Source organism: Selenomonas timonae (assembly GCF_014250475.1).
Taxonomy (GTDB): Bacteria; Bacillota; Negativicutes; order Selenomonadales; family Selenomonadaceae; genus Centipeda; species Centipeda timonae.
Genome location: NZ_CP060204.1, coordinates 1,570,455 through 1,595,751 on the forward strand (window position 1 = coordinate 1,570,455; position 25,297 = coordinate 1,595,751).

Below are 25,297 nucleotides of genomic sequence, written 5' to 3' on the forward strand. Positions count from 1 at the left end.
GGAGTACCGGGACGGGCTCTTTTGCTGTTGTAGGAAGAGAGGAGGGGAGATTATGCTCAAAGAGTGGATTGTACGTGCAGAGACGGCGGAGGGCGCGGCGCTTGCAAGGGAACTTGGGACGGCGCCCATCATCGGGCAGATCCTGTGGAATCGCGGTTTGCAGTCGGCAGAGGAGGCGCGGGCTTTCCTCCATCCGGAGGACGAGCCGTTCCACGACCCGTTTCTCATGATGGATATGGAGCGTGCCGCACGCCGTATCATACAGGCGATTCATGCGGGTGAGCAGATTGTCGTCTACGGCGACTATGATGTGGACGGGATGACCTCGACCACACTGCTCATGAAAAATATTCGTGCGCTCGGCGGCATGGTCTCCTACTATATTCCGAATCGTTTTACGGAGGGGTATGGGCTCAACGGAGCAGCGCTCCGTCAGATTGCGGCGGATGGCTGCGGCCTGCTCGTCACGGTGGACTGCGGCATCTCATCGGTGGATATTGTGGCGCAGATGGATGGGGCGATGGACATCATCATCACCGACCACCATCTGCCGGGCAGTGTCCTGCCGCCCGCCTATGCTGTCATCAACCCGCACCGCGCGGACTGTCCCTACCCGGACAAGGATCTTGCGGGCGTCGGCGTCGCATTCAAACTCGTGCAGGCGCTGTGGCAGATCGAGGAAGAGCGCCTCTATGCCGATGATCTGGATATTGCTGCGCTCGGAACAGTCGCCGATCTCGTGCCGCTCGTCGGAGAGAACCGCAAGATCGTCCAACTGGGGCTTGCGTGCATGACGGAGTGTCCATGTCTCGGTATTGCAGCGCTTATCCGCGTCTCGGGCTGTGAGGGCAAGGCAATCAATACGGGGATCGTCGGCTTCCAGCTTGCGCCGCGTTTGAATGCGGCGGGGCGTATCGAAACGGCGCGGCGCGGTGTGGAACTGCTCTCTGCGGAGGATGTACACGAGGCGGATCGCATTGCGGCAGAGCTGAACGCGCTGAATACGGAGCGCCGTGATCTCGAGCAGGATATCCTAACGGAAGCGGAGTCAATGCTCGGGGGCTTTACACCCGATGTGCCTGCTATTGTGGCCGCCGGTGAGGACTGGAATGCGGGCGTGATCGGCATTGTTGCCTCGCGTCTGGTCGAGAAATACTACCGCCCGAGCATTGTGCTGACGCGGCAGGGCGATGTATACAAGGGCTCGTGCCGCAGCATAGCAGGTCTTCATATGTACGATGCGCTCGCTGCATGCCGTGACACGCTCATCCAATTTGGTGGTCATGCGATGGCGGCAGGATTGACGCTTGAATGTAATCGCGTGGAGGACTTTCGCCGTGCATTCGCGAATTATGTAAATACGCAGTTGAAGATTGAGGACTACACGCCGAAAATCCTTATTGAGGCGCTGGTCGCTCCTGCGGATTGGACGCTCCCGATGGTGGAGGAGATCGCCCTGCTCGAACCGTACGGGATGGGCAACCCACGCCCGATTTTCGGCGTGCGGGATCTTCGCCCACGTACGGCGGCTGCCATCGGAGCGGAGGGAAAGCATCTGCGCATGGAGGTCGGTACGCGGGACAAACGCGTCGCGGCGCTTTACTGGAACTACGGCGAACTTGCGGAGCTCGTGACCGAGGAGGCGGGAGACCTCGCCTATACACCGAGCATCAACGAGTGGCAAGGCATGCGCTCGGTGCAGTGCATGGTGGACTCCATCATGCCCGCAGTGCAGGAGCGCGTCTTCCCGGATCGCACGTTGCTGAAGACCATCTACGCATTTCTCAAGAGGTGCACGGATGCGGATGGGAGCATCCCATATGGCGCAGTCGCACTCACCCAGTATTTTTCACGCAGGATGGGGCATATCTCGCATTATACGATGGACTGTGCGCTCTGTATCTTTCGTGAGCTCGGGATGCTCACGCAGGAGGAAGATGGTTGGCGGCTCATCCCGCCGCAAGGAAAGCTCGAACTCATGGATGCGCCGACCTTCCGTCGACACGCAGAAAGAAAGGGTGACATATAATGTCAGATGATGCGCAGAGGGCGGTCACTCTCGATATGATCTTGGACAAGGTGCGCTCCTATCAGGCGGATGCCGATCTCGATAAGATCCGAAAGGCGTATGCCTATGCGGAACAGGCGCACAGCGGGCAGGTGCGTATCTCGGGCGACGCCTACATTATCCATCCGCTCAATGTTGCTTACATCCTCACAGGGCTTCACCTCGACGACGAGACGATCTGCGCCGCGCTCCTGCATGACGTGGTGGAGGACACCTGCGCGACGCTCGAGGAGATGGAAGCGGAGTTCGGCAAGAACATCATGGCGCTCATTGACGGCGTGACAAAGCTCGGGCGCATCGAGTATATGTCAAAGGAGGACGTCCAGCTCGAGAACTACCGCAAGATGTTCCTTGCAATGGCAAAGGACATCCGCGTCATCATGATCAAACTTGCCGACCGCCTGCATAATATGCGCACGCTCAAATACATGCGCGAGGACAAACGTCACCGCATTGCCAAGGAGACGCTCGAGGTCTATGCACCGCTCGCAAATCGTCTCGGCATTTCCAATATCAAGGTGGAACTCGAGGATCTCTGTCTGCGCTATCTCGAGCCGGAGGCGTACTATGCCCTTGTGGAGGAAGTTAAGCACAAGCGAAAGGAGCGGCAGGAATTCATTCGCGAATCCATCGAGCAGATTCGCGAAAAGCTCGAGGCGGCGGGAATCAAAGCGGAGATCAAGGGGCGCGCGAAGCATTTTTACAGCATCTACCGCAAGATGAAGCGCGACAACAAGAGCGTCAACGAGATCTACGACCTCTCGGCGGTGCGCGTCCTCGTCTCCTCCGTCAAGGACTGCTACGGCGTGCTCGGCGTCATCCACGCGATGTGGAAGCCCATCCCCGGGCGGTTCAAGGACTACATCGCAATGCCGAAGTCGAACGGCTACCAGTCCCTGCATACAACCGTCATGACGCACGGCTATCCGCTCGAAATCCAGATCCGAACGAAGGCGATGCACCAGGTCTCCGAGTTCGGCGTGGCCGCGCATTGGAAATACAAGGAGGCAGGGCGGAGCATCGGCGCAACCGATGAGAACGATCAGAAGATGTCGTGGCTGCGCCAGATGGTGAGCCTGCAAAAGGAATACGACGATCCGAAGGAGTTCTTCGAGGCGCTGAAGCTCGACGTGTTCTCCGACGAGGTCTTTGTCTTTACGCCGCGCGGTGATGTCATAGACCTGCCGAAGGGCTCGAACCCGATCGACTTCGCCTATCACATTCACACGGAGATCGGGCATCACTGCGTCGGCGCGAAGGTCAACGGGAAGATCGTGCCGCTCGAGTACAAGCTCAAGAACGGCGACATCGTGTCGATTGTCACAAATAAGGCGAGCAACGGGCCTAGCCCAGACTGGCTGAATACGGTCGCTTCATCTGCGACGCGCAGCAAGATTCGCGCGTGGTTCAAGAAGGAGAACCGCGAGGAGAATGTCGAGCGCGGCATGAACCTCATCCGCGACGAGGCAAAGCGACTCGGCTATGCGCCGAAGGAGCTGATTGCGGGCGGACGGCTCGGCAAGGTCGCGGAGAAGCTCAACGTGCAGAGCGAGGGCGATCTCCTCGCCGCGCTCGGCTACGGCGGCGTGACCCTGCGCGGCGTTATGACGAAGCTCATCGAGCTGCACCAGCAGTCCATCAAGGACAGCACGCCGCCCGAGGTCTCGCAGATGCTCTCCGAGCTCAAGGCACCGCGCAGGGGCAAGCGCAAGAAGGCGAGTCACGGTGTCCTCGTCGAGGGCGAGGGCGGCTATCTCGTGCGCCTCGCACGCTGCTGCAACCCGATTCCGGGCGATCCCATCACAGGCTACATCACGCGTGGACGCGGCGTCTCCGTGCATCGCTCCGACTGTCCGAACGTGCTCAACGATACCGAGTTCACGCGCGTGATCGAGGTGAGCTGGGACATCGGCCTCGACAAGGAGTACACCGTCGGCATCGAGATCATCTGCAACGATCGCAACGGCATGCTCTCGGAGATCCTCGCCGTGCCCGCCGAGATGAAGGTCAATATCCACACGGTCAACGCGACGCCGAACCGCCGCAACAAGACCTCGACCGTCCTGCTTGGGCTAAACGTCAGCAACATCGATCAGATCACACAGGTCATGACACGCGTCCGCCTGCTCAAGGACGTCTACCGCGTCACGCGCACGCTCGGCAGCGCGGGGATTCCGGGCGGCGAGGCATGACGGTCAGATTGTTTTTTTATACATTTTGTGGTAATATCAGTCTGTAATTTATGCCAATTTGCATCTGTGGGGGTATTCATGAAAAAGGGCGCGATCTTCGATATGGATGGATTGCTCTTTGATACAGAAACTGTGTATCGAAAGGGATGGGCGATCATTGCTGATGAGTTTGGTGTGGATCGCAAGCCAGAGCTAGCCGATGCATGTTCCGGAACGAGCGGAGAACTGACTGTGCGCATGGTGCACAAATATCATCCAACAGTGGATGCTGAAGCATACATTCACCGTGTAGTTCAGTATGTTCACGATGAGGCGGCGAAGAATCTGCCTGTGATGGAGGGCGCGCGTGAAATCCTCCAATACTTTCACGAGCATGGTGTACGCATTGCAACGGCGAGCAGTTCGACGGTGGAGCAGATTGAAGCGAATCTGATAAAGAGTGGGCTGCGTGATTATTTCGATGCGGTGGTTGGCGGCGATCTCGTCGTGAACGGAAAGCCTGCGCCGGATATCTTTTTGCTCTCGGCGGAGCGCATCGGTGTTTCACCTGCAGACTGCTATGTGTTCGAGGACGGCTACAATGGGCTGCGCGGCGCTGCTGCAGCTAGCTGTGCACCCGTGATGATCCCCGACACGCTGCCGCCGACAGATGAGATGCGTGCGATCTGCACGGGGATTTATCCGTCTCTTTCGGCGGCTCTCGCGGCAGTCAAACAGGGTGCATTATAGATCTTCCTCAGTGAGGTGATTCAAATGGATGAACAAAAAACAATGATGTTCTCCTTCGGTGAGGATAAGCCGAAGGCGGATGTTGTCATACGGGAGGCGGCCGCCGCGATGCGGGAGAAGGGCTACAATCCCATCAATCAGTTGGTCGGTTACCTGCTCTCGGGCGATCCTGCGTATGTGACGAGTCACAAGGACGCGCGGAGCAAAATTCGCAGCCTCGAGCGCGACGATCTGCTCGACGAACTCGTGCGCTTCTATCTGGAGCACGAGAAGTGAAGCGCTATATGTCGCTCGACATCGGCGATGCAACCATCGGGATTGCCGTCAGCGACCTGCTCGGACTCACGGCGCAGGGTGTTGAGACAATCCGCCGCACGGAGCTTTCCGCCGATCTTGATCGTCTCAATGCGCTCGTGCAGGAGTATGAAGTGGCGGCATTCGTCGCAGGTCTGCCGAAGCATATGAACGGAGACGAAGGCGAACGCTGCGAAATCGTACGCGCCTTTATGGCGGATGCTGCGCAGCTCTTTCCGACGCTTGAGATCCATTACTGGGACGAGCGCCTCTCGACGGTTGCTGCTTCGCGTGCACTCATCGAGGGCGATGTCTCCCGCAAGAAGCGTCGCAAGGTCATCGACAAGATGGCGGCGGTCTACATATTGCAGGGATTTTTGGATCGGCAGCAGCATTTGAAATAAGAATACTTTAGAGATAAAGGAGAACGAAAATGGCAGAACATGAAGAGCTTCACGATGAGGATGTCATCGTTGTCATGACGAATGAGGACGGCGATGAGCGTTACTACCGTGAGGAGATGATTATCCCGATCGGTGAGGATCGTTTTGCCGTTCTGATTGCGCTCACGGCAACCTCTGAGGAGGAGCTTGAGAATGCTGAGGAGGGGGACGAGGCGACGATTGCGAAGATCGTCACGGACGACGACGGCGAGGATATCTACACCGATCCGACGGATGAGGAGTTCGATGCCGTGCGCCGTGCCTATGAGGAGATGCTGGAAGAAGAGGAAGAATAAAGAAAGAAGGAGGCTGTCATCACGGGAAGATGACAGCTTTTTCTTAGGGAATTTGGATATAGAGAGGGAGGATTCGGTTGAAGGAGTCATTGCGGGGAGTATTGGACTTCTTGAACAACGATGGCTTGCGCAAAGCGCTGGATGCGGTCTATCGAGGGAAGGGGACGCCGATGCAGAAGAAGATTGTATTCGGGATTCCGGCGCTGGCAGTCCTGTTCATTCTGATTGTTGCGTTCGTTATCATTCCACTGTCAGGCTCACCTTCGCATACAGGAGAGCGCGGGACGCCGATCTATTTCACAGTGCGTCCGGGTATGAGTGTGAGCGAGATCGGCAAGGAGCTGCATGAACGTGGGATCATCGACAGCGAGCGAAAGTTCTGGTGGACAGCGAAGCTGAACGGCTTCGAGAACAAGGTCAAGAGTGGCACGTTTGCCATGCATACAGGCATGGAGCCGCGCGATGCGCTTGAGACACTGGTCTATGGCAATACGGTGGTGCTCCGCTTTGTGATTCCCGAGGGCTTTAGTGTGCGCGAGATCGCCGAGCGGCTTGCCGACGATGGGCTGGTCAATGCGGATGACTTTATGGCGCGTGCGAAGAACTACCGCCCCTATCCCTATGTCGAAAAGCATGAGGATGTGCGCTATGCGGTAGAGGGCTTCCTCTTCCCCGATACGTATGAGATCAACGGGGAATTCGACGCAGCGCGTATTATGGAGATGATGGCGGTGAATTTCGACCGCCGCCTGACAAAGGATATGCGCGACCGCGCGAAGGAGATGAATCTCTCAATCTATGAGCTCGTGACGCTCGCCTCACTCGTGGAGAAGGAGGCGTATCATGAGGAGGATCGCCCGATCATTGCACAGATTTTCCTGAAGCGTCTGCGGATCGGTATGCCGCTGCAGGCAGATCCGACGGTACAGTATCTGCTGAACGAGCCGAAGGAGGATCTGCTGTATAAGGATACGGAGATCGACTCGCCGTATAACACCTATCAGAATGTCGGGCTGCCGCCGGGGCCGATTGCAAGCCCCGGGACGGCATCGCTGAACGCTGTGCTGCATCCTGCGGACACGGACTATCTGTACTTTGTTGCCGATCGGAACGGGAACAACTACTATGCAACGAGTTATGAGGATCATCTTACACTGGTCGATCAGGTGCGCTGACGGAGGCTGATGCATGAAAAAACCTGAGCTGCTTGCGCCCGCAGGGACGATGGAGAAGCTGCAGATGGCGCTCGCCTACGGCGCAGATGCGGCATATCTCGGCGGCACGCAGTTCGGGCTGCGCGCGTTTGGCGGAAATTTCACGAACGATGAGATACGGGCTGCAGTGCAGCTGGCACACGGTATGGGGCGAAAAGTCTATGTGACGGTCAATGTATTCCCGCACAATGACGATCTCGTCGCGCTGCCGGACTATCTGCGCTTTCTTGCGGAGGCGGAGGTGGACGCCGTGCTTGTCGCCGATTTGGGCGTCTTTATGTGCGCGCGTGAGGTCGCTCCTACGCTGCCCGTACACATCAGCACGCAGGCGAACAATGTGAACTGGCGCACGGTGCGCGCGTGGCAGGAACTCGGCGCAGAGCGTGTCGTGCTTGCACGTGAGCTATCGCGCGAGGAGATCCGGGAGATTCGACGGCAGACGGATGTGGAGCTGGAGCTCTTCGTGCATGGTGCGATGTGCATCTCCTATTCGGGGCGATGCCTTCTTAGCAGTTATTTCACGGGGCGCGATGCGAACCGCGGCGGATGCGCACAGTCCTGCCGCTGGCAGTATGCGCTCGTGGAGGCGTCGCGTCCCGGGGAGTACTATCCCATTGCAGAGGATGAGCGCGGCACCTACATCATGAACTCGAAGGATCTCTGCCTCCTGCCGTATCTGGACGAGGTCGTTGCATCGGGCATCGACAGCCTCAAGATCGAGGGGCGCATGAAGAGCGTCCACTATGTTGCGAGTGTGGTCAAGGCATACCGCATGGCGCTTGATGCTGCGTGTGCGGGTACACCCTATGAAGTGCGGGAAGAGTGGATCGAAGAACTCGGTAAGGTCTCGCATCGTGCCTATACGACGGGATTTTTCTTTGGCAAGACGACGGAGGTAGATCAGATCTACGGTTCGTCCTCCTATGAGCAGACCACGGACTTCGTGGGGCTGGTGCGCGCCTACGATGCAGAGAGTGGGCTGGCTACAGTCGAGCAGCGCAACAATATGAAGCTGGGGCAGGAGATCGAGATCTTTCAGCCGCATGGCGCATCCTTTCGGCAGGAACTCGCGGAGATGTGGGGTGCGGACGGACAGTCGATCACGGCGGCGCCGCATCCGCAGCAGATTGTCCGCATACGGATGATGCAGGCGGTCGAGGGAAATAGCATTCTGCGCCGCGATGTTCCGAAAAAGGAGGAAGTGCGATGAGCGATGTGATTCGCCGCTATGCGTGCGCCGCAGGGCGCGTGCAGGGGGTTGGGTTCCGTATGTTCGTCCGCCAGCAGGCGGTGATGAACGACATCACAGGATGGGTGATGAATATGTCCGACGGTACGGTGACAATGGAGCTGCAAGGCAAAGCATCTGCTGTCGAGGCGGCATTTGCGGCAATGCGCACAGGCAACTATTTCATCCGTGTGGAGCGTCTGGACATCGAGGAGCGCGAGCCTGTGGACGGCGAGCGCGACTTTTCGATCAAATACTAGGAGTGCACATGGGAAAGATACTGGTACTGAACGGCCCGAATCTCAATCTGCTCGGCACGCGCGAGCCGGAGATCTACGGTTCTCTGACGCTCGCAGACATCAACGAGCGTCTGCGTTGCCGCGCCGAGGAGGCGGGACTCGACATCGAGTTCTTGCAGTCGAATCACGAGGGCGTGCTCGTGGATGCGATTCAGGCGGCGCGCGGCACAGCGGACTACATCATCCTTAACGCCGCCGCGTTCACGCACTACAGCATTGCAATCCGCGATGCGATTGCGGCGGTGGGGGTGCCCGTCATCGAGGTGCATCTCTCGAACATCCATCAGCGCGAGGCGTTTCGGCATACGTCGGTCATTGCACCCGTCGTGCTCGGGCAGATCGCGGGGCTCGGTGCAGAGAGCTATATGGCGGCGCTCGAGGCGATTATTTGCCGCATGGGGGGAGCAAAATGAACATAGAGGATCGGATTGCACGTCTGCGCGCGCTGCTCACGGAGCAGGTCGTGGACGCCGCCTTGATTACGAAGGAGGGGAATGTCCACTATTTCAGTGGCTTTCGCGGGGATAGCACGGCGCTTCTCGTGACGCCCGAGCGCCTCATTCTCGTGACAGACAGTCGCTATACGGAGCAGGCAGCGGCAGAGGCGCCCGACTATGAGATTGTGGAGCAGAGGGACGGGCTGTATCGCAAAGTCGCAGAGCTTGCGACAGATGCGGGCGTCGTCTCGCTCGGCTTCGAGGGCAATGCGCTCGTCTACGATACGGTCGTCAAGCTGCGCGAGCTGCTCGGGGAGGTCTCCTGCGATACCGCCCTGAATCTCGATCCGCTGCGGCAGGTGAAGGATGCGGACGAGATTGGGCTCATCCGCCGCGCGTGTAGGATTGCGGACGAGGGCTTTGCGCATATCCTCTCGTACATTCAGCCAGGCATGACGGAGATGGAGGTTGCGGCGGAGCTGGAGCATTTCATGCGGCGTGCGGGCTCGGAGCGCCCCGCCTTTCAGACGATCATCGCATCGGGTGTGCGCGGGAGTCTGCCGCACGGAACGGCGAGCGACAAGGTCATTGTGCGCGGCGAACTCGTGACGATGGACTTCGGCGCGGTGTGCGGGGGGTATCACTCGGACATTACGCGAACGGTCTGCGTCGGGCGCGCGGACGCACGGCCGCGCGAGCTCTATGACGCCGTGCTCACGGCGCAGAAGCGGGCGCTTGCGGCGCTTCGTCCCGGAGTGACGGGCGTCGAGGTCGACCGCATTGCACGCGAGTCACTTGCAGAGAAGGAGCTGAACCAATACTTCGGGCATGGACTCGGACACAGCCTTGGCCTTGAGATCCACGAGGAGCCGCGCCTCTCGAAGGCGGGGACGACCGTCCTGCAGGAGAATATGCTCGTCACGGACGAGCCGGGCGTCTACATCCCCGGCTGGGGCGGCATCCGTATCGAGGACACCGTACTTATCACTCGGGATGGGGCGGAGCCGCTGACGCATGCGCCAAAAGAATTTATTGAAATCTGCCAGTAAAACCGCTATAATATGCAGAGAATATGTATTGTATGGAGGAACGAATAATATGATTAACAGCACCGATTTCCGCACCGGCCTCACCATTGAATACGATGGGGGCGTCTGGCAGATTGTCGATTTCCAGCACGTGAAGCCGGGAAAGGGTGCCGCGTTCGTCCGTACGAAGATCAAGAACGTCGAGACCGGCGCTGTGGTTGAGCGTACGTTCAACCCGAACGAAAAGATGCCCGCAGCACATCTTGAGACGCACACGATGCAGTTCCTCTACGAGGCGGACGGCGTCTACACGTTCATGAACACGGAGACCTACGAGCAGTCCGAGCTCTCACGTGAGCAGCTCGGCGACGCGCTGAACTACCTCATGGAGAACATGGAGGTCGCGATGCAGCAGTTCAAGGGGCGCATCATCGGTATTCAGCTGCCGAACTCCGTGAGCCTCAAGGTCGTCGAATGCGAGCCGAGTGTCAAGGGCAACACGGCAACGGGCGCAACGAAGATGGCAAAGGTCGAGACGGGCTACGAGGTGCGCGTGCCGCTCTTCATCAATGAGGGCGATGTGCTCCGTATCGATACGCGCACGGGCAACTACATCGAGCGCGCATAAATACGGCTGAGATATTCCTTGCGAATGGAGGATTTGGAAATGGACAACGAGAAGAACGCAGTCAAGAAGGAAAATGGGCTTGGCACGATCCGCGTTGCGGATGAGGTCGTCAGCATCATCGCAGGTCTTGCCACAACGGAGGTCGAGGGCGTTGCAGGCATGAGCGGCGGCATTGCTGGCGGAATCGCAGAGATTCTTGGACGCAAGAATTTCTCCAAGGGTGTCAAGGTCGAGGTGGGCGAGAAGGAAGCCGCCGTCGATCTCTATATCATCGTGAAATACGGCATCCGTATCCCTGAGGTCGCACTCGCCGCGCAGGAGAATGTCAAGCGTGCAATCGAGACGATGACGGGGCTCTCCGTGATCGAGGTCAATGTGCATGTGCAGGGCGTCGGCTTCCCCGAGGAGGAACCGAAACCTGAGGAAGCGCGTGTACGCTGAATGCATCTGAGGGGCTAAGCAATGGGAATTTTAAATCGTCTCCTGCTCCTGCCCTATGCCCTCGTTACGATGGCGCTGTCCGTTGCCGTCGTTGCCGTGGCTCTGCGCATCGTGCCGGAGAGCATATGGCTGAATGAACTGCGCTATGCACTGTCGCGTCAGGAACTCCTCGCGGTGTGCGGCGTATTCTTCCTCGTCAGCCTCAAGCTGTTCTTTGCGGTCTTTTCCAGAACCTCGCATTCTGCGCGGACGCATGGTGAGTTCATGGTTGTCGATACGAGGGCGGGGGCTGTTCAGGTGGCTCTGCCCGCCGTGCGCGGCATCGTCGAGCGTGTAGCGCTCTCCATGCAGGGGGTTCGGACGGCGACAGCCGTGATCTCGGTACATGACGCGCCCAAGGACAGCGCAGGGACACCGATGCAGGTGGAGCTGAAGATTACGCTCGCCGATCAGACGAGTCTGAATGCCGTCTCCGAGGAGCTGACCGAAAAGGTGCGGCAGGAGCTCCACGATGTACTCGGTATTGCGGATGTGCCCGTGGCACTCCGCGTCACGGAGATCACAAATGCCGGAGCCTCGAAGCGCTCGGTGTCTTAGTGGGGGAACGGGATGAAAGAAAATATACTGCTCTTCCTGCAAGACCAGTGGCAGAGTCATCGCGGGCGGTCGGCAGGGCTGCTGCTTGGTGCATTGTTCGGCATATCCGTCCTGATCTTTGGCTTTTGGAGCACTCTGTTCGTCATTCTCTGCGCAGGCATCGGTATGTATATCGGGGTGCGGACAGAGCGCGAGGGCGGCTGGTCGGAGATGTTTGACACGTCAGCACTCAATCGGCTGTTTCGGAGGATGTCATGAGCCGAAGACACGCGCGCGAAGCCGCGCTTCTGACGCTCTTTCAGCTGGAGTTCGGCGCGAATGGTGTACCTGCGGACGGTGCAAGTGAGCTTGCGCTTGATGAGGTCGAGGGGATCACGGAGAAAGATCTGCCCTATGCCCACGCGCTTGTGCAGGGGACACATGCACATCTTGAGGAGATTGATGCGGAGATCGCACGTCTGGCAAAGGAGTGGAAGCTCCACCGCATGGCGGCTGTTGACCGCAATCTCATCCGCATGGCGTACTATGAGATGCGCTATCAGGACGAACGCATCGATCCGCCCGTTGCCATCAACGAGGCGGTCGAACTGGCAAAAAAATACGGCTCGGACGATGCACGCCGCTATGTAAACGGGATCCTTGCTGCAATGCAAAAATCTCTTTGAGAAATGAATCAAGAAAGAATCCGTTGCGCGAGTATGTCGTGCAATGGTTCTTTTTTTATCAAAATCGAAGGTGTCTTATGACTGTTCACTCTGTCAGCGATGTCACACACTACATCAAGGGAATGTTCGAGGGGGAGGCAATCCTCTCGGATATCCTCATACGTGGTGAGGTTTCCAATTTCAAACGCTATCCCTCGGGGCACTGCTATTTTACGCTGAAGGACGCAGGCGCGAGCATGAAATGCGTCATGTTCAACGGCTACGCACGCAACCTGCGCTTTACACCGGAGAACGGGATGCAGGTCATTGCGGGCGGCTCTGTGTCCGTCTACGAGCGCGACGGTGTGTATCAGCTCTACGTGAACTCGCTGACGCCCGAGGGTGCGGGCGCCCTTGCGCTTGCCTTCGAGCAGCTCAAGGAGAAGCTGTATGCCGAGGGACTGTTCGACGAGGTGCATAAGAAGCCGTTGCCGCGTTTTCCGAAGCGAATCGGCATTGTCACATCGTCTGCGGGGGCCGTTCTGCGCGACATTCACAAGGTTGCAAAGAGCCGCTGGCCAAATGTGCAGCTGATCCTGCATCCCGTGCTCGTGCAGGGCACGGAGGCAGCGGAGCAGATTGCAGCGGCGATTCGCTTTTTCAACGAGAAATATCCTGTGGACGTGCTCATTGTCGGGCGTGGCGGCGGTTCGGCAGAGGATCTGTGGGCGTTCAACGAGGAGCCGGTTGTGCGCGCAATCTACGCGTCACGAATCCCCGTGATCTCTGCCGTCGGGCATGAAACGGATACAACGCTTGCGGATTTCGTCAGCGACCGCCGTGCGGCAACGCCGTCACAGGCAGCGGAGTTCGCCGTCCCCGATGCTGGCGAGCTGAACCAGTATGCGGCAGGTCTCCTTGCACGTCTCCATGCGGGGCGCAGACGGGCGGTGGAGCAGCAGCGAAGTCGTCTGAGTGCACTGACGGAGCGTCCGTGGTGCAGGAATCCGACACTCCTGCTTGCCGGTGCGGCACAGCGCACAGACCGTGCGACGGAGCGGCTGCACCGTGCGGCAAAGGATGCGCGCACGAGTGCAAGGCATCGCCTGGAACTCCTGCTGAAGCGTCTGGAACTGCTGAACCCCGTCCAAATTCTCTATCGCGGATTCAGCACCGTTGAGAAGGACGGGAAAGCGGTGAGCCGCGCGAAGGATTTATCCGTGGGAGATCATTTGAAGATTACATTTGCAGACGGGAAGATCTCTGCCATCGTTGAGGCAAAGGAGAAGCAGCATGGCGCGTAAGAAAGAAATGGCGTTCGAGGATGCAATCGGCGCATTGGAGCAGATTGTCGCGGAGATTGAGACGGGGGAGCTGCCGCTTGCCGATCTCATGGCGAAGTATTCGGAGGGGATCAAGCTGTCCGACTTTTGCATGAAGTCCCTCAAACGCGCCGAGGAGACGATGGATCTTCTCGTGAAGGAGACGGCGGACGGCGTCTCCGAAGAGAAGCTGGAGATCGGAGGCTGAGATGAAGGAACTTTGGAAAGCGCGTCAGGCGCTTGTCGAGCGTGCGTTGGAGGCGGAGCTGGCGAAGACAGACATTCTGGATCCGATCCTGCGGGAGTCGATGTCATACAGCCTCATGGCGGGCGGCAAGCGCCTGCGGCCAATCCTCCTGATGGCTGCGGCGGATGCCGTGGGTGCGGACGGGACGAAGTTCCTGCCCGTTGCAGCCGCGCTCGAGATGATTCATACCTATTCGCTCATTCATGACGATCTGCCCGCGATGGACGATGACGACTATCGTCGCGGGAAGAAGACGAATCATATGGTATATGGGGACGGCATTGCCATCCTTGCGGGTGATGCTCTTCTCACGCTGGCATTCTCGGTAATCCTGCGGCAGAAGAATGTGCCCGCCGAGGCGCTCTTGCGCGTGGTGGATGAGATTAGCCGTGCGGCGGGTGCTGAGGGCATGGTCGGCGGGCAGGTATTGGATCTCAGAGCCGAGGGCGTGCGAATCACGATGGATGAGCTGCGCCGCATGCATATGGGAAAGACGGGCGCACTCTTTCACGCGGCACTGCGCAGCGGGGCGATCCTCGCGGGCGCGACGGAGAAGCAGCTTGCGGCGCTCACGGCATACGCCGACCACTTCGGGCTCGCATTCCAGATCACGGACGACATTCTCGATGTGATCGGGACGGCGGAGGACATCGGCAAGCCCGTCGGCAGTGATGAGAAGAATCACAAGTCGACCTATGTGACGCTGACCTCACTCGCCGAGGCGCAGGAGCTTGCGCGCCGCACGGTGGAGGAGGCGACTGATGCACTCGCCGTATTCGGCGCGGAGGCTGATTTCCTGCGCGAGCTTGTCGCATATCTTGTCAATCGGAAGCAGTAGGGGATATTTTGAAAAAAGAGCGGTTGGATGTCCTGCTCGTGGAGCAGGGATTTGCGCCGAGTCGGGAGCGCGCAAAGCGACTCATCATGGCGGGGCAGGTGCTCGTGGACGAGCAGCGCATCGACAAGGCGGGCACAACGGTTGCGATCGATGTGAAGCTGCGTGTCGTGGGGGAGGATCTGCCCTATGTCAGCCGCGGCGGACTGAAACTCGCAAAGGGGATGGAGGTCTTCGGCGCTGTGCTCGATGGAAAAACGGCGGCGGATATCGGTGCATCGACGGGCGGATTCACGGACTGTATGCTGCAAAACGGTGCGGCAAAGGTCTATGCGATCGACGTCGGCTACGGGCAGCTCGACTGGAAGCTGCGGACAGACGTGCGGGTTGTCAATATGGAACGCACGAACATCCGCAATGTCACGCTCGAGACGTTGGGGGAGACGCTGGGCTTTGCCTCGATTGACGTGGCGTTCATCTCTCTGGACAAGGTGCTGCCTGTTGTGCGGGCGCTGCTCGCAGAGGGCGGCGAGGTCATTGCGCTCATCAAGCCGCAGTTCGAGGCGGGCAAGGAGCGCGTGGGCAAGAACGGCGTTGTGCGCGATCCCGCCGTGCATGAGGATGTCATTCGGCAGGTGCTTGCTGTCGCACGTGCACAGGACTTTCGGACTGCGGGGTTGACGTATTCGCCCGTGAAAGGACCAAAGGGGAACATCGAATACCTCCTATATCTGAAAACGCAGGGGGAGGATGTGGAAATGGATGATGTGTTTGTGCGCGAGATCGTGTCAGAGGCACATCGCAGGCTGGATGGACGAGGTAATGAGCATTGATGACCGTTGCGGTTTTTCCGAATCTGATCAAGCCCGAGACGGGCGCAGTTCTGCGGCGCATTCGTGATTTTCTGGCTGCGCGCGGTGCAAGGATCATGTTGCCACGCGTGCGTGCGGCGGAGTTTGGCATGGAGGATTGCGGCGTGGACGGGATTGAGACCCTGCCCGCCGACTTTGCGCTCAGCCTCGGCGGCGACGGGACTCTCCTTGGCATCTGCCGTAGATATGCAGCAAACCCCGTGCCCGTCTGCGGTATCAACATGGGGACGCTCGGCTTTATGGCGGACATCGAGCAGAATGAGCTTGAGCAGCGCCTTGAAAAACTCTGTGCGGGGGATTACCACGTCGAGTGGCGCCCGTTTCTCGCGGGCTATGTCACGAAGCCGGATGGTACGGAGCATTTCCTCGGGCATGCAATCAACGACATCGTCGTCATGAAGGGCGATGTGGCGCGCATCATCTCGCTCGCACTGCAGGTCAACGATACGCCTCTCGTCGAGTGCAAGGCGGACGGCTTCATTGTTGCCACGCCAACGGGCTCTACGGCGTACTCGCTCTCGGCGGGCGGGCCTATCATGAACCCAATGGTGAAGGGGATCGTCCTCACGCCGATCTGCCCGCATACGCTGAACATCCGCCCGCTCATCATACGCGAGGAAGATGCCGTGCATATCCACCTCATCGATACGCGGCAGAGCATCATCGTCACTCTCGACGGACAGGAGACGACGCCGATCCATCCAGACGACACCGTCACCGTCAAATGCTCGGATGTGCGCGCGGGCATCATCAAATTCGAGGACAAGGACTACTATCAGATCCTGCGTACGAAACTTTGGAGAAACTGCTAGGAGAGAGTGGAATGAAAAGTCGACGCCACGACCTCATCAAGAAAATCATCGGAGAGGAAATCATCGAGACACAGGAAGCGCTCGCCGAGGCGTTGCGTGCGCGTCATATGCGCGTCACGCAGGCGACCATCTCACGCGATATCAAGGAGCTTTTCCTCATCAAGGTGCCTGCGGAGGGTGGGCGCTATCGCTATGCCGTGTCTCCGCACGAGAACGTGCGCTTCTCCGAGGGGCGGATGAAGCGCCTCTTCAAGGACAACGTGATCTTTTCGGATTTCAGTGAAAACATCGTCGTTGTCAAGACCATCCCAGGGGCGGCGTCAACGGTCGGGGCGGCACTCGATGCCTCGGACTGGACGGAGATCATCGGTACAGTTGCGGGTGACGACAGCATCTTTGTGCTTGTCAAGCCGCGAGAGGCGGCAGAGACGATCGTCGAACGCATTCGCGAGATGATACGCTGAGAGGAGGGAGACGCTATGCTGCAAAGTCTGCGCGTATGGAATTTTGCATTGCTTGAGGAGGTTGCCGTCGAGTTCGGCACGGGGCTGAACATCCTCACGGGTGAGACCGGCGCGGGCAAATCCATTCTGATCGACGCACTCGGTGCGATACTCGGACAGCGCATCTCCTCTGACGCCATCCGAAGCGGTTGCGACGCCCTGCGCGTCGAGGCAGTATTCTCGTGTGAGGGGGATGCGGCACTCGCGGCGCTCCTCGCAGAGCAGGAGATCGAATACGAGGACGAACTCATCATCCTCCGCAAGGTTGCGCGCACGGGCAAGGGCTCCATCCTCGTCAACGGCAGCCACGTTACGTTGACCTTTCTCAAGAAGCTTGCCCCGCATCTCGTGGACATCCACGGACAGAACGAGAACCTTGCGCTCCTGCGTGAGGATGCGCAGCGGAGTCTCCTCGAGGGCGGAGATGAGGAGCTGCAAAGACTGCTCGCGGCATACGCCGAGGTCTATGCGGGCTGGAAGGAAAAGACACGCCTGCGCGCGGAGCGTGCGGAGGAGATCGAGAACATCGGCGAGCGTCTGGATCTCCTGCGCTGGCAGGAAAAGGAGATTGCGGAAGCGGAATTGAACGAGGGTGAGGATGAGGAACTCGAGGCGGAGATTCGCCGCCTCTCCCATTCGGAGCGCCTCGTTGAGAACGCCGGTGAGGCATCGAATCTGCTTAGTGAGGACGGAGAGGAGGGCATCTCCGTGCTCTCGGCACTCTCACGCATTACCGGCGCGCTCGATGAGATTGCGCGCTATGATGACGGGCTCTCGAATGCGCAGACGATGATCGAGGAGGCATACATCTCCCTGCAGGAGGCGTCCTACGAGGTGCGCGACTATCTGGACGCGATCGATGCCGATCCCGCGCGCCTCGACCGAATACAGACGCGCATGGACGTGATCGACCGCCTCAAAAAGAAGTACGGCGGCAGCATTGTCGCTGTACTCGAACGCCTCACCTCCGTCCGCAGCGAGCTCGAGTGCATCGACAACTATGATACCGACATGGTGCAGCTCGACAAGGACATTGCCGCATTCCACGAGCGTCTCGAGGAAACGGCAAAGTCGCTGACCGCACGTCGGCAGGCGGTCGGCACAGTGCTCTCTGCGGACATCGAACGCGAACTGCAGGGGCTGGGGATGCCGAAGGCACGGTTCCGTATCGTCGTCACGCCCGAGGAGAAATACACGAGTCGCGGCGCGGACAGCCTCGATATGCTATTTTCGGCGAATGTGGGCGAAGCGGAAAAGCCCATCGAGAAGATTGCCTCGGGCGGCGAGCTCTCACGCATTGCGCTCGCCATCAAGTCCATCGTCGCCGCACGCGACACGGGCGGGACGAGCATGGTTTTCGACGAGATCGACACGGGCATCGGCGGGCGCACCGCTCAGATGGTCGCCGAACGCATCGCCTTCGTCGCACATTACAAGCAGGTGCTCTGTATCACGCATCTGCCGCAGATCGCGTGTATGGCGGACACGCATCTCTACATCGCGAAATCTGTCAAAGGGGAGAGTACTGTGACACAGGTGGAGGCTCTCTCCGCCGATGAGCGCGTGCGCGAGATCGCACGCATGGCGTCGGGCGATGATGTCACGGAGGCGGCGCTTGCAAATGCGCGCGAAATGCTTGCGGGTGCACAGCAGAAGAAACAGGTCTTTCAGAAGAAAGCGAAGAAATGAGAGGTATCTGATGAAAAAATATGGAATGAAACACATTTTGATGGCGGGTGCTATCGTGTCTGCCCTCCTCATGGGCGGCAGCAGTGCACAGGCAATGCCCTCACCGCTCGTCGAGTACACGAGCGTGCGCGATGCGTGGGCGGTTGTGGGACTTCCCGTCTACACGCCGACCATTCTGCCCGTCGGCTACGTGCAGAAGGAGATCATCGTCATCGACAAGAGCCTTGCCGAGATCTTCTACCGCAACGACGCGGGCAAGGAAATCCTCTTCCGCATGGCGAAGGGCGACGCGGACATCAGCGGCGACAATAACATCTACGAAGTGAATCAGGTCGTGCAGGTTGGACGACAGTACATCCGCGTCAAGGGCACGGAAAAACTCGTCAGCCTCGCCCTCTGGTCACGCGGCGGCTACACCTTCTCCATTTCGTTTGAAGAACCCGTTTCCATCGAAGCCGTACAGGCAATCGTCAGCACGATCGCGTGGAACTAACACTGCATCCTAAATTTTGATATGCGTATGCCCCCAAGATCGGATCTATGAGATCCGATCTTGGGGGCATTGTATGGTCGCCGAATAGGCATGATAAATCCCCCAGTTCAACTGGGGGTAGAGAAGAAATTCTTATAGAAAAGGGATGCGCCTCCTATGCTAAACTAGAAGTGGCCTGACAACCACAAATGAAGAATAGCATAGGAGGCGCTTGTCAATGAATGACGTAAAAAGTTTATCACATAGTAAATGGAGATGTAAATATCATATCGTGTTTGCCCCGAAATATCGACGGCAAGTAATTTACAACCAAATTAAGGTCGACATCGGAAAGATCCTACGAGATCTTTGTGAACGCAAAGGTGTAGAAATCTTGGAGGCAGAGTGTTGCCCAGACCATATCCATATGCTGGTGACCATACCGCCGCATATGAGTGTCTCTGGGTTTATGGGCTACTTGAAAAGTAAAAGTAGCTTGATGGTGTTTGACCGACACGCGAACCTGAAGTACAAATACGGGAATCGACATTTTTGGTGTCGCGGATATTATGTCGATACTGTTGGGAAATATGAAAATGTAATCAAGAATTATATCAAGAATCAGTTACAGGAGGATATTATGGCAGATCAACTAAGCTTAAAGGAGTTTGTTGACCCGTTTACGGGTAGCAGGAGTGAAAAAGGCAAATAAAAATGCCCCCGAGTAGGGGGCTGCCCGTGACAATAGTGTGGTTGTCAGAACCCATTCGATGCACCTTTTAAGGTGCTACCACAAGCATTTGGCCCTTATAGGGCCTGTTCAAACCACCAGTTCAACTGGTGGTTTTGATTTTATTTATTTTTTACTGCGCGGATAAATTAAGCAGTGTACGAAAATCTATGTTATAATTTTTTTGTCTGGGATATGGAACTAATGAAAAGAGGAAGAAAAATGTTTGACGAGATGTTTGATGAGATGTTCCAAGATGTAGAAAATGATTCGATGGAGTATGGCGTGAGACTTGCCTGTGCAGATGAGAGTGTGTTTGCAGCATTGGCGCAATACTATTCCCAGGTAGAGGAGTGTGAGCCTCTGTGCAATATGCCTGTGCGGCAATTTTATCCGGAATTGGAAGAGGAGAATGAGATATCCACCTCCGCGGAAGAGGTAGCATGGCGGAATACCATGCTGATTTCGGATGTGCAGGCGGCGGGCATTCCACTTGAGATATTGCAGCAGCAGGATGTAATCTGCATCTATCGTACAGGTTCTGAGGAGGACTTTGCCGCGTGTGCAGAGGGGGTCACTGCACAGCAAGAGGAAGATGGTGACGGTATCAGACCGGCTGTCTTTTGCTTTGCGGATGCTGCTACGGCGAAGGCTTATGTTTGCGGCTCTGGCGTATGGGCGCCCAGCAGTTCTCAAGTAGTTGGTACAAACTTAGATGATGTTCTGCCTCTTCTTGCATCGACAAAAGGAGATATTCGATATATTTCGGGAAAATCTCTGCTTTGGGAGGAAATGCCTGCCGTAGATCGATCGGTACAGGGCGTACAGCTGATCTGTAGAGGGGCGAAAGATCTCTCTATGTTTGAGGTTATGGAAAAAGCGGAAGCAATTGCCGCATGCTTCTCGGAAGGTGTTCATATTTTATGGCAGATCGAGATATATGAAAAGAGAGAGATTTTGGCGTTCTTTGTGCGGGAAATGCCCCATATGGGGGCATCGCGAAAGCGTTGTGAGCAGGAAGGCGCTTTCTTCGTATCATAAATTTTTTGGATGATGAACATACACAAAAAGCGAGAGCTGATGGCGGCTCTCGCTTTTGTCTTACACAGTTATCTCAATTTGATTTCCTTCAATACCAATTATGCAGCTCTCGTAATATCCATCTCCCGTAGTACGAGGTCCGCTGATGACTTCGTAGCCGTCGGCTTTCATACGAGCGGTAAGGGAATCAACCGCTTCTTTGCTGCCAACGCTAAAAGCCACATGAATAAATCCTGTTCTGGCGAGAACCTTCTTGTCATCTGCCATTTCTGGCTTTTTCATAATTTCCAATCTCGCTCCATCATCAAAAGATATGAAATAAGATCGGAAACCCGTGTTCTTGTTGTGGTAGCCATTGTTAGCCTTGCCGTTCAGATATTTTACGAAGAAATCCTTGGCGGCCTCCAAATCATTCACATACATTGCAATATGCTCAAGCTTCATCGCAGAACCCTCCATAGATCGACTTCATAATCTCATGAAGTGAACTATTCTCTGTGCCTTAGTCGTATTTCTGTTCGTCTCGAAAATTTTAGGAAGTGTAAATCTTTGGAAAAACAACATCCGAAATACAGTTTGTTCCGATCAGAAAGCTGGTTCCATATCTATATGGTATCATTTATCATACTAAGTTGCAAATAACTGCGTACTTGATATACACTGTAAACATACTACAATAACTGTAATACAGCAAGTGTTTTATCATGTTGGATTTCCATCTGTGCGGCAAAGGAGAAGGGAAGGATGGCAGGTTCGGCAAAAGGCGTATATGACGTACGAGGAATATCTCATACGTCTCAAGGAGGGCATCGTAACAGATCATGAGAAATGTCCTGTGACGCCGCTGCTGCTCATGCGCAGGGGCGGTGGAAGGCACAGATCTTGTATGAGATGTGCATGCATGACGAGTTTGTTGTGGTAAACTAAAGTTGTAACAGGAATGTCTAACGAGAAACACCGAATGAAAGGGGATTCGATTCTTGTCACAACAACACTATGAACCAGAGTTCAAGCAACAGATCGTCCGGCTTCATATCGAAGCTTGACAGCAGAGTATGGAGTCTCAAAAGCCAGCATCAGCAAATGGTGCAAAGAATTCAGCGAAGAATGCCAGCAAACCGCCTCAAAGAACCTGGCTGCCCAGAACGATCTGGAGCTTATGAAGGAGAATCGTCGCTTGCGCGAAGAACTCGCAGATGCACGCAAAGAAAACCTTTTCCTAAAAAAGCAGCGGCATTCTTCGCAAAGGGAATCGACGAGAGGCATATCGATTCATCGATGAACATCGGAATCTGTTCGGCGTCCGGTGGTTACTGCGGCATTTGGGAATCTATCCGAATGCTTACTACAACTACCGAAAGCACAGACGGGCAAAAGAAGATGCCCGAAAACAGAACATCCTGCGTCAAATTCAAGCCCTATACCATGAAACCAATGGCGTTGACGGGTACCGCAGGATGCGCACGCAAAGGCATCGAGCTTTCTGCTCTGACAGTTCATAAGTACATGAACACAGAACTGGGATTGCGCTCTATTGTGCGGCAAAAAGCTCCGAGATATCAAGGCGGCATAGAGCATAAGAAGTATGACGAGCGATTTAGCAATCCGAACGCTTGGCAAAGCACTCAGCAGTCAACGAAAGAGAAGCAACGGTCTGATTCTTCATAGCGATCAGGGCAGCCCGTACACATCGAAGGCGTTCACCGACTTTTGCGAGAAACACGATCTGACGCAAAGCATGAGCAAGGCTGGATGCCCGTATGATAACGCACCTATGGAGCGCTATTTCAATACGCTGAAGAACGAAGAAATTTTTCTTCATGCGTATCGAGATGAGGAATCTCTCTATCGCGCAGTGGAGCATTTTGATTATACCACATACAATCATGTACGACCGCATTCTTATAACGGCTATCGTACGCCATTCGAAGCGAGGTATTCGACATAAGTTTATTGGACACTCGTGTTACAAAAACCCTTGACCACAACATCTACTGCGAAACGGCATCTCGCATGTTCCATTGCACTGTCGAAAAGCACGGTGAGAATGCGGAACTACGCAATTATGGTGGGATGTGGATCGTGCCGTCAAGACCTGTGTGAAACGGCGTGTTGAAACTAAAACACATGGCATCTGCTGTGCATATGAGAGCGACATCCTGTTTATACGGTTACCAAGCGGAAGAGAGCTTTCGTATGTAAAGCCGCGCATCGGAGCAAACAGATTCGGTGGAGAAGCCGTCACCTATGAAGGTCTCGGTATGACGAAGAAATGGGAGAGGATAGAGACGTTCGGCGGAAAACTGGTCGAGAATATCATACAGGCGACGGCACGCGATCTGCTCGTCTGTGCAATGAAAAGCTTGCGGGACAAGGGCTTTCATATTGTCATGCATGGCCATGACGAAATTGTACTCGAAGTCCCATACGGCGTTTCATCGGTGGAGGAGATATGCTCCATCATGGCTGAGAATCCACCGTGGGCAAAGGGGCTGCCGCTCAAGGCGGATGGGTATGAGTGCGAATTTTATCGGAAGGACTGAAATAGCGGCATCTGCCTCACTGACAGATGCCGCTTGAATCGTTTATTGTATTGAATCCATGAGATGGAGGATTGTTTCGCAGGTGGCAGAGAATTCCACTTCTCTGGCGTACTCGTAATCACGCTGATACGTTCTCCAGTGCCGATGCATTGTAGGGCTGCTTATAATCTGCTCCAAAATACTCTGATACTGCGGTATTAAGGAAGCACTGATAAATTCAGCACCGCCACCTTAGCGCATCTTTTTTGCCCGCTTTTTGTCGGCAAATCCTCCACATAGCTTTTGCTATGCGTCCGGTTTGCCTCCTCAATCGGACGAAAAAATCTACGCCAATCTGACGGACTTCATTTTATCAGCGATTCCTTAACATACCGGAATTGCGCTTTTGTGCAGTTTCGGATACCGCGTGACCCAAAACGGTTCGACTGATCTGATCGCCCTTCAGCTTGCTCAGGATAAAGATATCGTAAAAGTCTCTTGGCCGCGTATTTTGATCTCCACGGAAAAATACAGTTTCCAACTTCTCGGCAAGGATCGTCTCAAGGTTGTAAGCAAAGATTTCCAATGTGCCGTCATTGAACATCATGGGATATTTGTATTCGACTGCCTTCGGGGTAATCTTGTCGCCTGTTGTAATATCGAGCTTCAGAGGGACTCTCATAGGGAGGAAGTTTGCCGTCAGCGATATGCGATAACCTCCGTATGCATCATTCTTTCGGATTTCTCCAACGTCCTGAAAACTGAAGGTTATATCGTCATCAATGGGGATAGTGACAATCTCCTCAAACATTTTCTTTATGCTGTTCTCGTTCACGGGGTGATTTTGGATGGTGGCATCCATATCCATTGTGGCACGGGAATGGAGACCAACCATCGAGGCAATCAGCAGTCCGCCCTTTAGGATGAAGTTTCCTTGATATCTTGAATGGGCGATGCGTTCCAGCAGCCGCTCCAACATATAGTTTTGCATCACGAGTTGGGAAGGGATGTGTTTTTCTTTTGCCATTTTATTGATGGCGGCCTTTAACTGCATTGCATTATTCAAAGCAGTACCTCCAGATATGTCCGTATCCTTTTTTCGACGCCGAGCCGAGCTGCATACGCTGAGAGCAGGGGAATGTTTTTCTGATTGCTGTCCGTATAGTGGTTGAAAGCTTCTGAGACAACTTGAATATCTGCAGCGTGCTGCGGTCGCAGGATATCACAGAGCGTACGCTCCATAGAATAACAGCGTATCGAATTCCCTGCAGGAGATTTTATCTCTGTAATGCCAAGTTCATATCGCTCAGGTTTTACCTGCGCACAGCGGATTCCTTCCTTTTGCGGATTTGCCAGATTGTAGTTTGTGGGGAAAGTCATATGGTAGGCAATCGGTGTTCGATCCGTCAGATTCCAGAGAAAGAGAGCCGTTTCGTGTGAGAAGACGCCGCGTTTGAATCGTGTTTGCAGATTGAGGAATTCATCCTCCCATATTTCGGGCAGCGTGTATACGCCGCGGGCAGGACGGAGTAAATGTCCGCGTTTGACGAGATGTGCCAACATACTGCGGGAAATACCGGATGATACCGCTTTGGCTGTTGTCAGCATACCGTTATTTTTATGGACGAGGTTCATGATAGCAGCTTGTTGCGTCATGTGAATTACCTCCTACAAACTTTCTTGCTTGTATTATATAAATAAACAAGCAAGAAAG

The 25,297-nt window shown here is 55.7% G+C and carries 31 protein-coding genes and 1 pseudogene; 28 read left to right on the forward strand and 4 right to left on the reverse strand.

Annotation, left to right across the window (positions count from 1 at the left end; all coding sequences use genetic code 11):
• Nucleotides 1-52 precede the first annotated feature (52 nt).
• The 26 genes from recJ (at nt 53) to H1B31_RS07565 (ending at nt 21,061) form a co-directional block, all read left to right on the forward strand.
• A complete protein-coding gene (gene recJ, locus H1B31_RS07440) occupies nt 53-2,029 on the forward strand; it encodes a single-stranded-DNA-specific exonuclease RecJ (protein WP_185979855.1) in 1,977 nt (658 codons plus the stop codon).
• Nucleotides 2,029-4,260, forward strand: coding sequence for a RelA/SpoT family protein (locus tag H1B31_RS07445; protein ID WP_185979856.1), 2,232 nt, complete (start codon nt 2,029-2,031; stop codon nt 4,258-4,260). Before recJ ends, H1B31_RS07445 begins: the two co-directional genes overlap by 1 nt.
• 78 nt (nt 4,261-4,338) lie before the next feature.
• The gene (locus H1B31_RS07450; RefSeq protein ID WP_185979857.1) at nt 4,339-4,989 is read left to right on the forward strand and encodes an HAD family hydrolase; all 651 of its coding nucleotides are present in this window, start codon (nt 4,339-4,341) and stop codon (nt 4,987-4,989) included.
• A 24-nt stretch (nt 4,990-5,013) separates the two neighbouring features.
• Nucleotides 5,014-5,265 (forward strand): IreB family regulatory phosphoprotein, encoded by a 252-nt coding sequence (locus H1B31_RS07455; RefSeq protein WP_009439702.1) that lies wholly within the window; start codon nt 5,014-5,016, stop codon nt 5,263-5,265.
• An 8-nt stretch (nt 5,266-5,273) separates the two neighbouring features.
• Entirely contained in the window at nt 5,274-5,687 is a 414-nt protein-coding gene (ruvX, locus tag H1B31_RS07460) for a Holliday junction resolvase RuvX (protein WP_221933454.1), read from the forward strand.
• 29 nt (nt 5,688-5,716) lie between these two features.
• Nucleotides 5,717-6,022, forward strand: coding sequence for a DUF1292 domain-containing protein (locus H1B31_RS07465; protein ID WP_009439700.1), 306 nt, complete (start codon nt 5,717-5,719; stop codon nt 6,020-6,022).
• 77 nt (nt 6,023-6,099) lie between these two features.
• Entirely contained in the window at nt 6,100-7,197 is a 1,098-nt protein-coding gene (gene mltG / locus H1B31_RS07470) for an endolytic transglycosylase MltG (protein ID WP_185979859.1), read from the forward strand.
• 13 nt (nt 7,198-7,210) lie between these two features.
• Nucleotides 7,211-8,446 carry a peptidase U32 family protein gene (locus H1B31_RS07475; protein ID WP_185979860.1) on the forward strand — a complete coding sequence of 412 codons (1,236 nt, stop codon included), beginning with the start codon at nt 7,211-7,213 and terminating at the stop codon, nt 8,444-8,446.
• Nucleotides 8,443-8,724 carry an acylphosphatase gene (locus tag H1B31_RS07480; protein WP_185979861.1) on the forward strand — a complete coding sequence of 94 codons (282 nt, stop codon included), beginning with the start codon at nt 8,443-8,445 and terminating at the stop codon, nt 8,722-8,724. Before H1B31_RS07475 ends, H1B31_RS07480 begins: the two co-directional genes overlap by 4 nt.
• 8 nt (nt 8,725-8,732) lie before the next feature.
• Entirely contained in the window at nt 8,733-9,176 is a 444-nt protein-coding gene (gene aroQ, locus H1B31_RS07485) for a type II 3-dehydroquinate dehydratase (RefSeq protein ID WP_185979862.1), read from the forward strand.
• Nucleotides 9,173-10,249, forward strand: a complete 1,077-nt coding sequence (locus tag H1B31_RS07490) for a M24 family metallopeptidase (protein ID WP_185979863.1) — start codon at nt 9,173-9,175, stop codon at nt 10,247-10,249. The genes aroQ and H1B31_RS07490 overlap by 4 nt, the downstream gene beginning before the upstream one ends.
• 49 nt (nt 10,250-10,298) lie before the next feature.
• Entirely contained in the window at nt 10,299-10,856 is a 558-nt protein-coding gene (gene efp, locus H1B31_RS07495; protein ID WP_006691635.1) for an elongation factor P, read from the forward strand.
• A gap of 24 nt (nt 10,857-10,880) precedes the next feature.
• Nucleotides 10,881-11,297, forward strand: coding sequence for an Asp23/Gls24 family envelope stress response protein (locus H1B31_RS07500; RefSeq protein WP_009439694.1), 417 nt, complete (start codon nt 10,881-10,883; stop codon nt 11,295-11,297).
• A gap of 21 nt (nt 11,298-11,318) precedes the next feature.
• Complete coding sequence (gene amaP, locus H1B31_RS07505) at nt 11,319-11,894, forward strand: alkaline shock response membrane anchor protein AmaP (protein ID WP_009439693.1); 576 nt, start codon at nt 11,319-11,321, stop codon at nt 11,892-11,894.
• A gap of 12 nt (nt 11,895-11,906) precedes the next feature.
• Nucleotides 11,907-12,152 carry a DUF2273 domain-containing protein gene (locus H1B31_RS07510; RefSeq protein WP_009439692.1) on the forward strand — a complete coding sequence of 82 codons (246 nt, stop codon included), beginning with the start codon at nt 11,907-11,909 and terminating at the stop codon, nt 12,150-12,152.
• Entirely contained in the window at nt 12,149-12,559 is a 411-nt protein-coding gene (gene nusB / locus H1B31_RS07515) for a transcription antitermination factor NusB (protein ID WP_185979864.1), read from the forward strand. The genes H1B31_RS07510 and nusB overlap by 4 nt, the downstream gene beginning before the upstream one ends.
• Before the next feature lie 77 nt (nt 12,560-12,636).
• On the forward strand, nt 12,637-13,842 hold the full coding sequence (xseA, locus tag H1B31_RS07520; protein WP_185979865.1) for an exodeoxyribonuclease VII large subunit: 1,206 nt from the start codon (nt 12,637-12,639) through the stop codon (nt 13,840-13,842).
• Nucleotides 13,832-14,068 (forward strand): exodeoxyribonuclease VII small subunit, encoded by a 237-nt coding sequence (xseB, locus tag H1B31_RS07525; protein WP_185979866.1) that lies wholly within the window; start codon nt 13,832-13,834, stop codon nt 14,066-14,068. The genes xseA and xseB overlap by 11 nt, the downstream gene beginning before the upstream one ends.
• A 1-nt stretch (nt 14,069) precedes the next feature.
• On the forward strand, nt 14,070-14,945 hold the full coding sequence (locus H1B31_RS07530; RefSeq protein ID WP_009439686.1) for a polyprenyl synthetase family protein: 876 nt from the start codon (nt 14,070-14,072) through the stop codon (nt 14,943-14,945).
• A gap of 8 nt (nt 14,946-14,953) precedes the next feature.
• Complete coding sequence (locus H1B31_RS07535) at nt 14,954-15,775, forward strand: TlyA family RNA methyltransferase (protein ID WP_009439685.1); 822 nt, start codon at nt 14,954-14,956, stop codon at nt 15,773-15,775.
• Entirely contained in the window at nt 15,772-16,626 is an 855-nt protein-coding gene (locus H1B31_RS07540; protein WP_185979867.1) for an NAD(+)/NADH kinase, read from the forward strand. The genes H1B31_RS07535 and H1B31_RS07540 overlap by 4 nt, the downstream gene beginning before the upstream one ends.
• A gap of 11 nt (nt 16,627-16,637) precedes the next feature.
• On the forward strand, nt 16,638-17,090 hold the full coding sequence (gene argR / locus H1B31_RS07545; protein ID WP_185979868.1) for an arginine repressor: 453 nt from the start codon (nt 16,638-16,640) through the stop codon (nt 17,088-17,090).
• Between the two features lie 15 nt (nt 17,091-17,105).
• Nucleotides 17,106-18,818, forward strand: coding sequence for a DNA repair protein RecN (gene recN / locus H1B31_RS07550; protein ID WP_185979869.1), 1,713 nt, complete (start codon nt 17,106-17,108; stop codon nt 18,816-18,818).
• Nucleotides 18,819-18,828: 10 nt separating this feature from the next.
• The gene (locus H1B31_RS07555; protein WP_185979870.1) at nt 18,829-19,311 is read left to right on the forward strand and encodes a DUF4367 domain-containing protein; all 483 of its coding nucleotides are present in this window, start codon (nt 18,829-18,831) and stop codon (nt 19,309-19,311) included.
• 217 nt (nt 19,312-19,528) lie between these two features.
• Nucleotides 19,529-20,002 (forward strand): IS200/IS605 family transposase, encoded by a 474-nt coding sequence (gene tnpA, locus H1B31_RS07560; RefSeq protein ID WP_185979871.1) that lies wholly within the window; start codon nt 19,529-19,531, stop codon nt 20,000-20,002.
• Between the two features lie 213 nt (nt 20,003-20,215).
• Nucleotides 20,216-21,061 (forward strand): hypothetical protein, encoded by an 846-nt coding sequence (locus H1B31_RS07565; protein ID WP_185981259.1) that lies wholly within the window; start codon nt 20,216-20,218, stop codon nt 21,059-21,061.
• 60 nt (nt 21,062-21,121) lie between these two features.
• Here H1B31_RS07565 and H1B31_RS07570 read toward each other — a convergent pair whose 3' ends face one another.
• On the reverse strand, nt 21,122-21,505 hold the full coding sequence (locus H1B31_RS07570) for a VOC family protein (protein WP_185979872.1): 384 nt from the start codon (nt 21,503-21,505) through the stop codon (nt 21,122-21,124).
• A 721-nt stretch (nt 21,506-22,226) separates the two neighbouring features.
• Here H1B31_RS07570 and H1B31_RS07575 point away from each other — a divergent pair.
• Nucleotides 22,227-23,009: pseudogene (locus tag H1B31_RS07575) on the forward strand (DDE-type integrase/transposase/recombinase); the annotation flags it as partial.
• 313 nt (nt 23,010-23,322) lie between these two features.
• The gene (locus tag H1B31_RS07580) at nt 23,323-23,604 is read left to right on the forward strand and encodes a DNA polymerase family A protein (protein ID WP_185979873.1); all 282 of its coding nucleotides are present in this window, start codon (nt 23,323-23,325) and stop codon (nt 23,602-23,604) included.
• Nucleotides 23,605-23,801: 197 nt separating this feature from the next.
• Here the strand turns inward: H1B31_RS07580 and H1B31_RS11575 are convergent, their stop codons facing one another.
• Genes H1B31_RS11575 through H1B31_RS07590 form a run of 3 tightly spaced genes read right to left on the reverse strand, consistent with a single transcriptional unit; the run spans nt 23,802 to nt 25,239 of the window.
• Nucleotides 23,802-23,915, reverse strand: coding sequence for a secretion protein HlyD (locus H1B31_RS11575; protein WP_404828689.1), 114 nt, complete (start codon nt 23,913-23,915; stop codon nt 23,802-23,804).
• Between the two features lie 41 nt (nt 23,916-23,956).
• On the reverse strand, nt 23,957-24,649 hold the full coding sequence (locus H1B31_RS07585; RefSeq protein WP_226372085.1) for a nucleotidyl transferase AbiEii/AbiGii toxin family protein: 693 nt from the start codon (nt 24,647-24,649) through the stop codon (nt 23,957-23,959).
• Nucleotides 24,646-25,239 (reverse strand): type IV toxin-antitoxin system AbiEi family antitoxin domain-containing protein, encoded by a 594-nt coding sequence (locus tag H1B31_RS07590; RefSeq protein WP_185979874.1) that lies wholly within the window; start codon nt 25,237-25,239, stop codon nt 24,646-24,648. Before H1B31_RS07590 ends, H1B31_RS07585 begins: the two co-directional genes overlap by 4 nt.
• Nucleotides 25,240-25,297 lie beyond the last annotated feature (58 nt).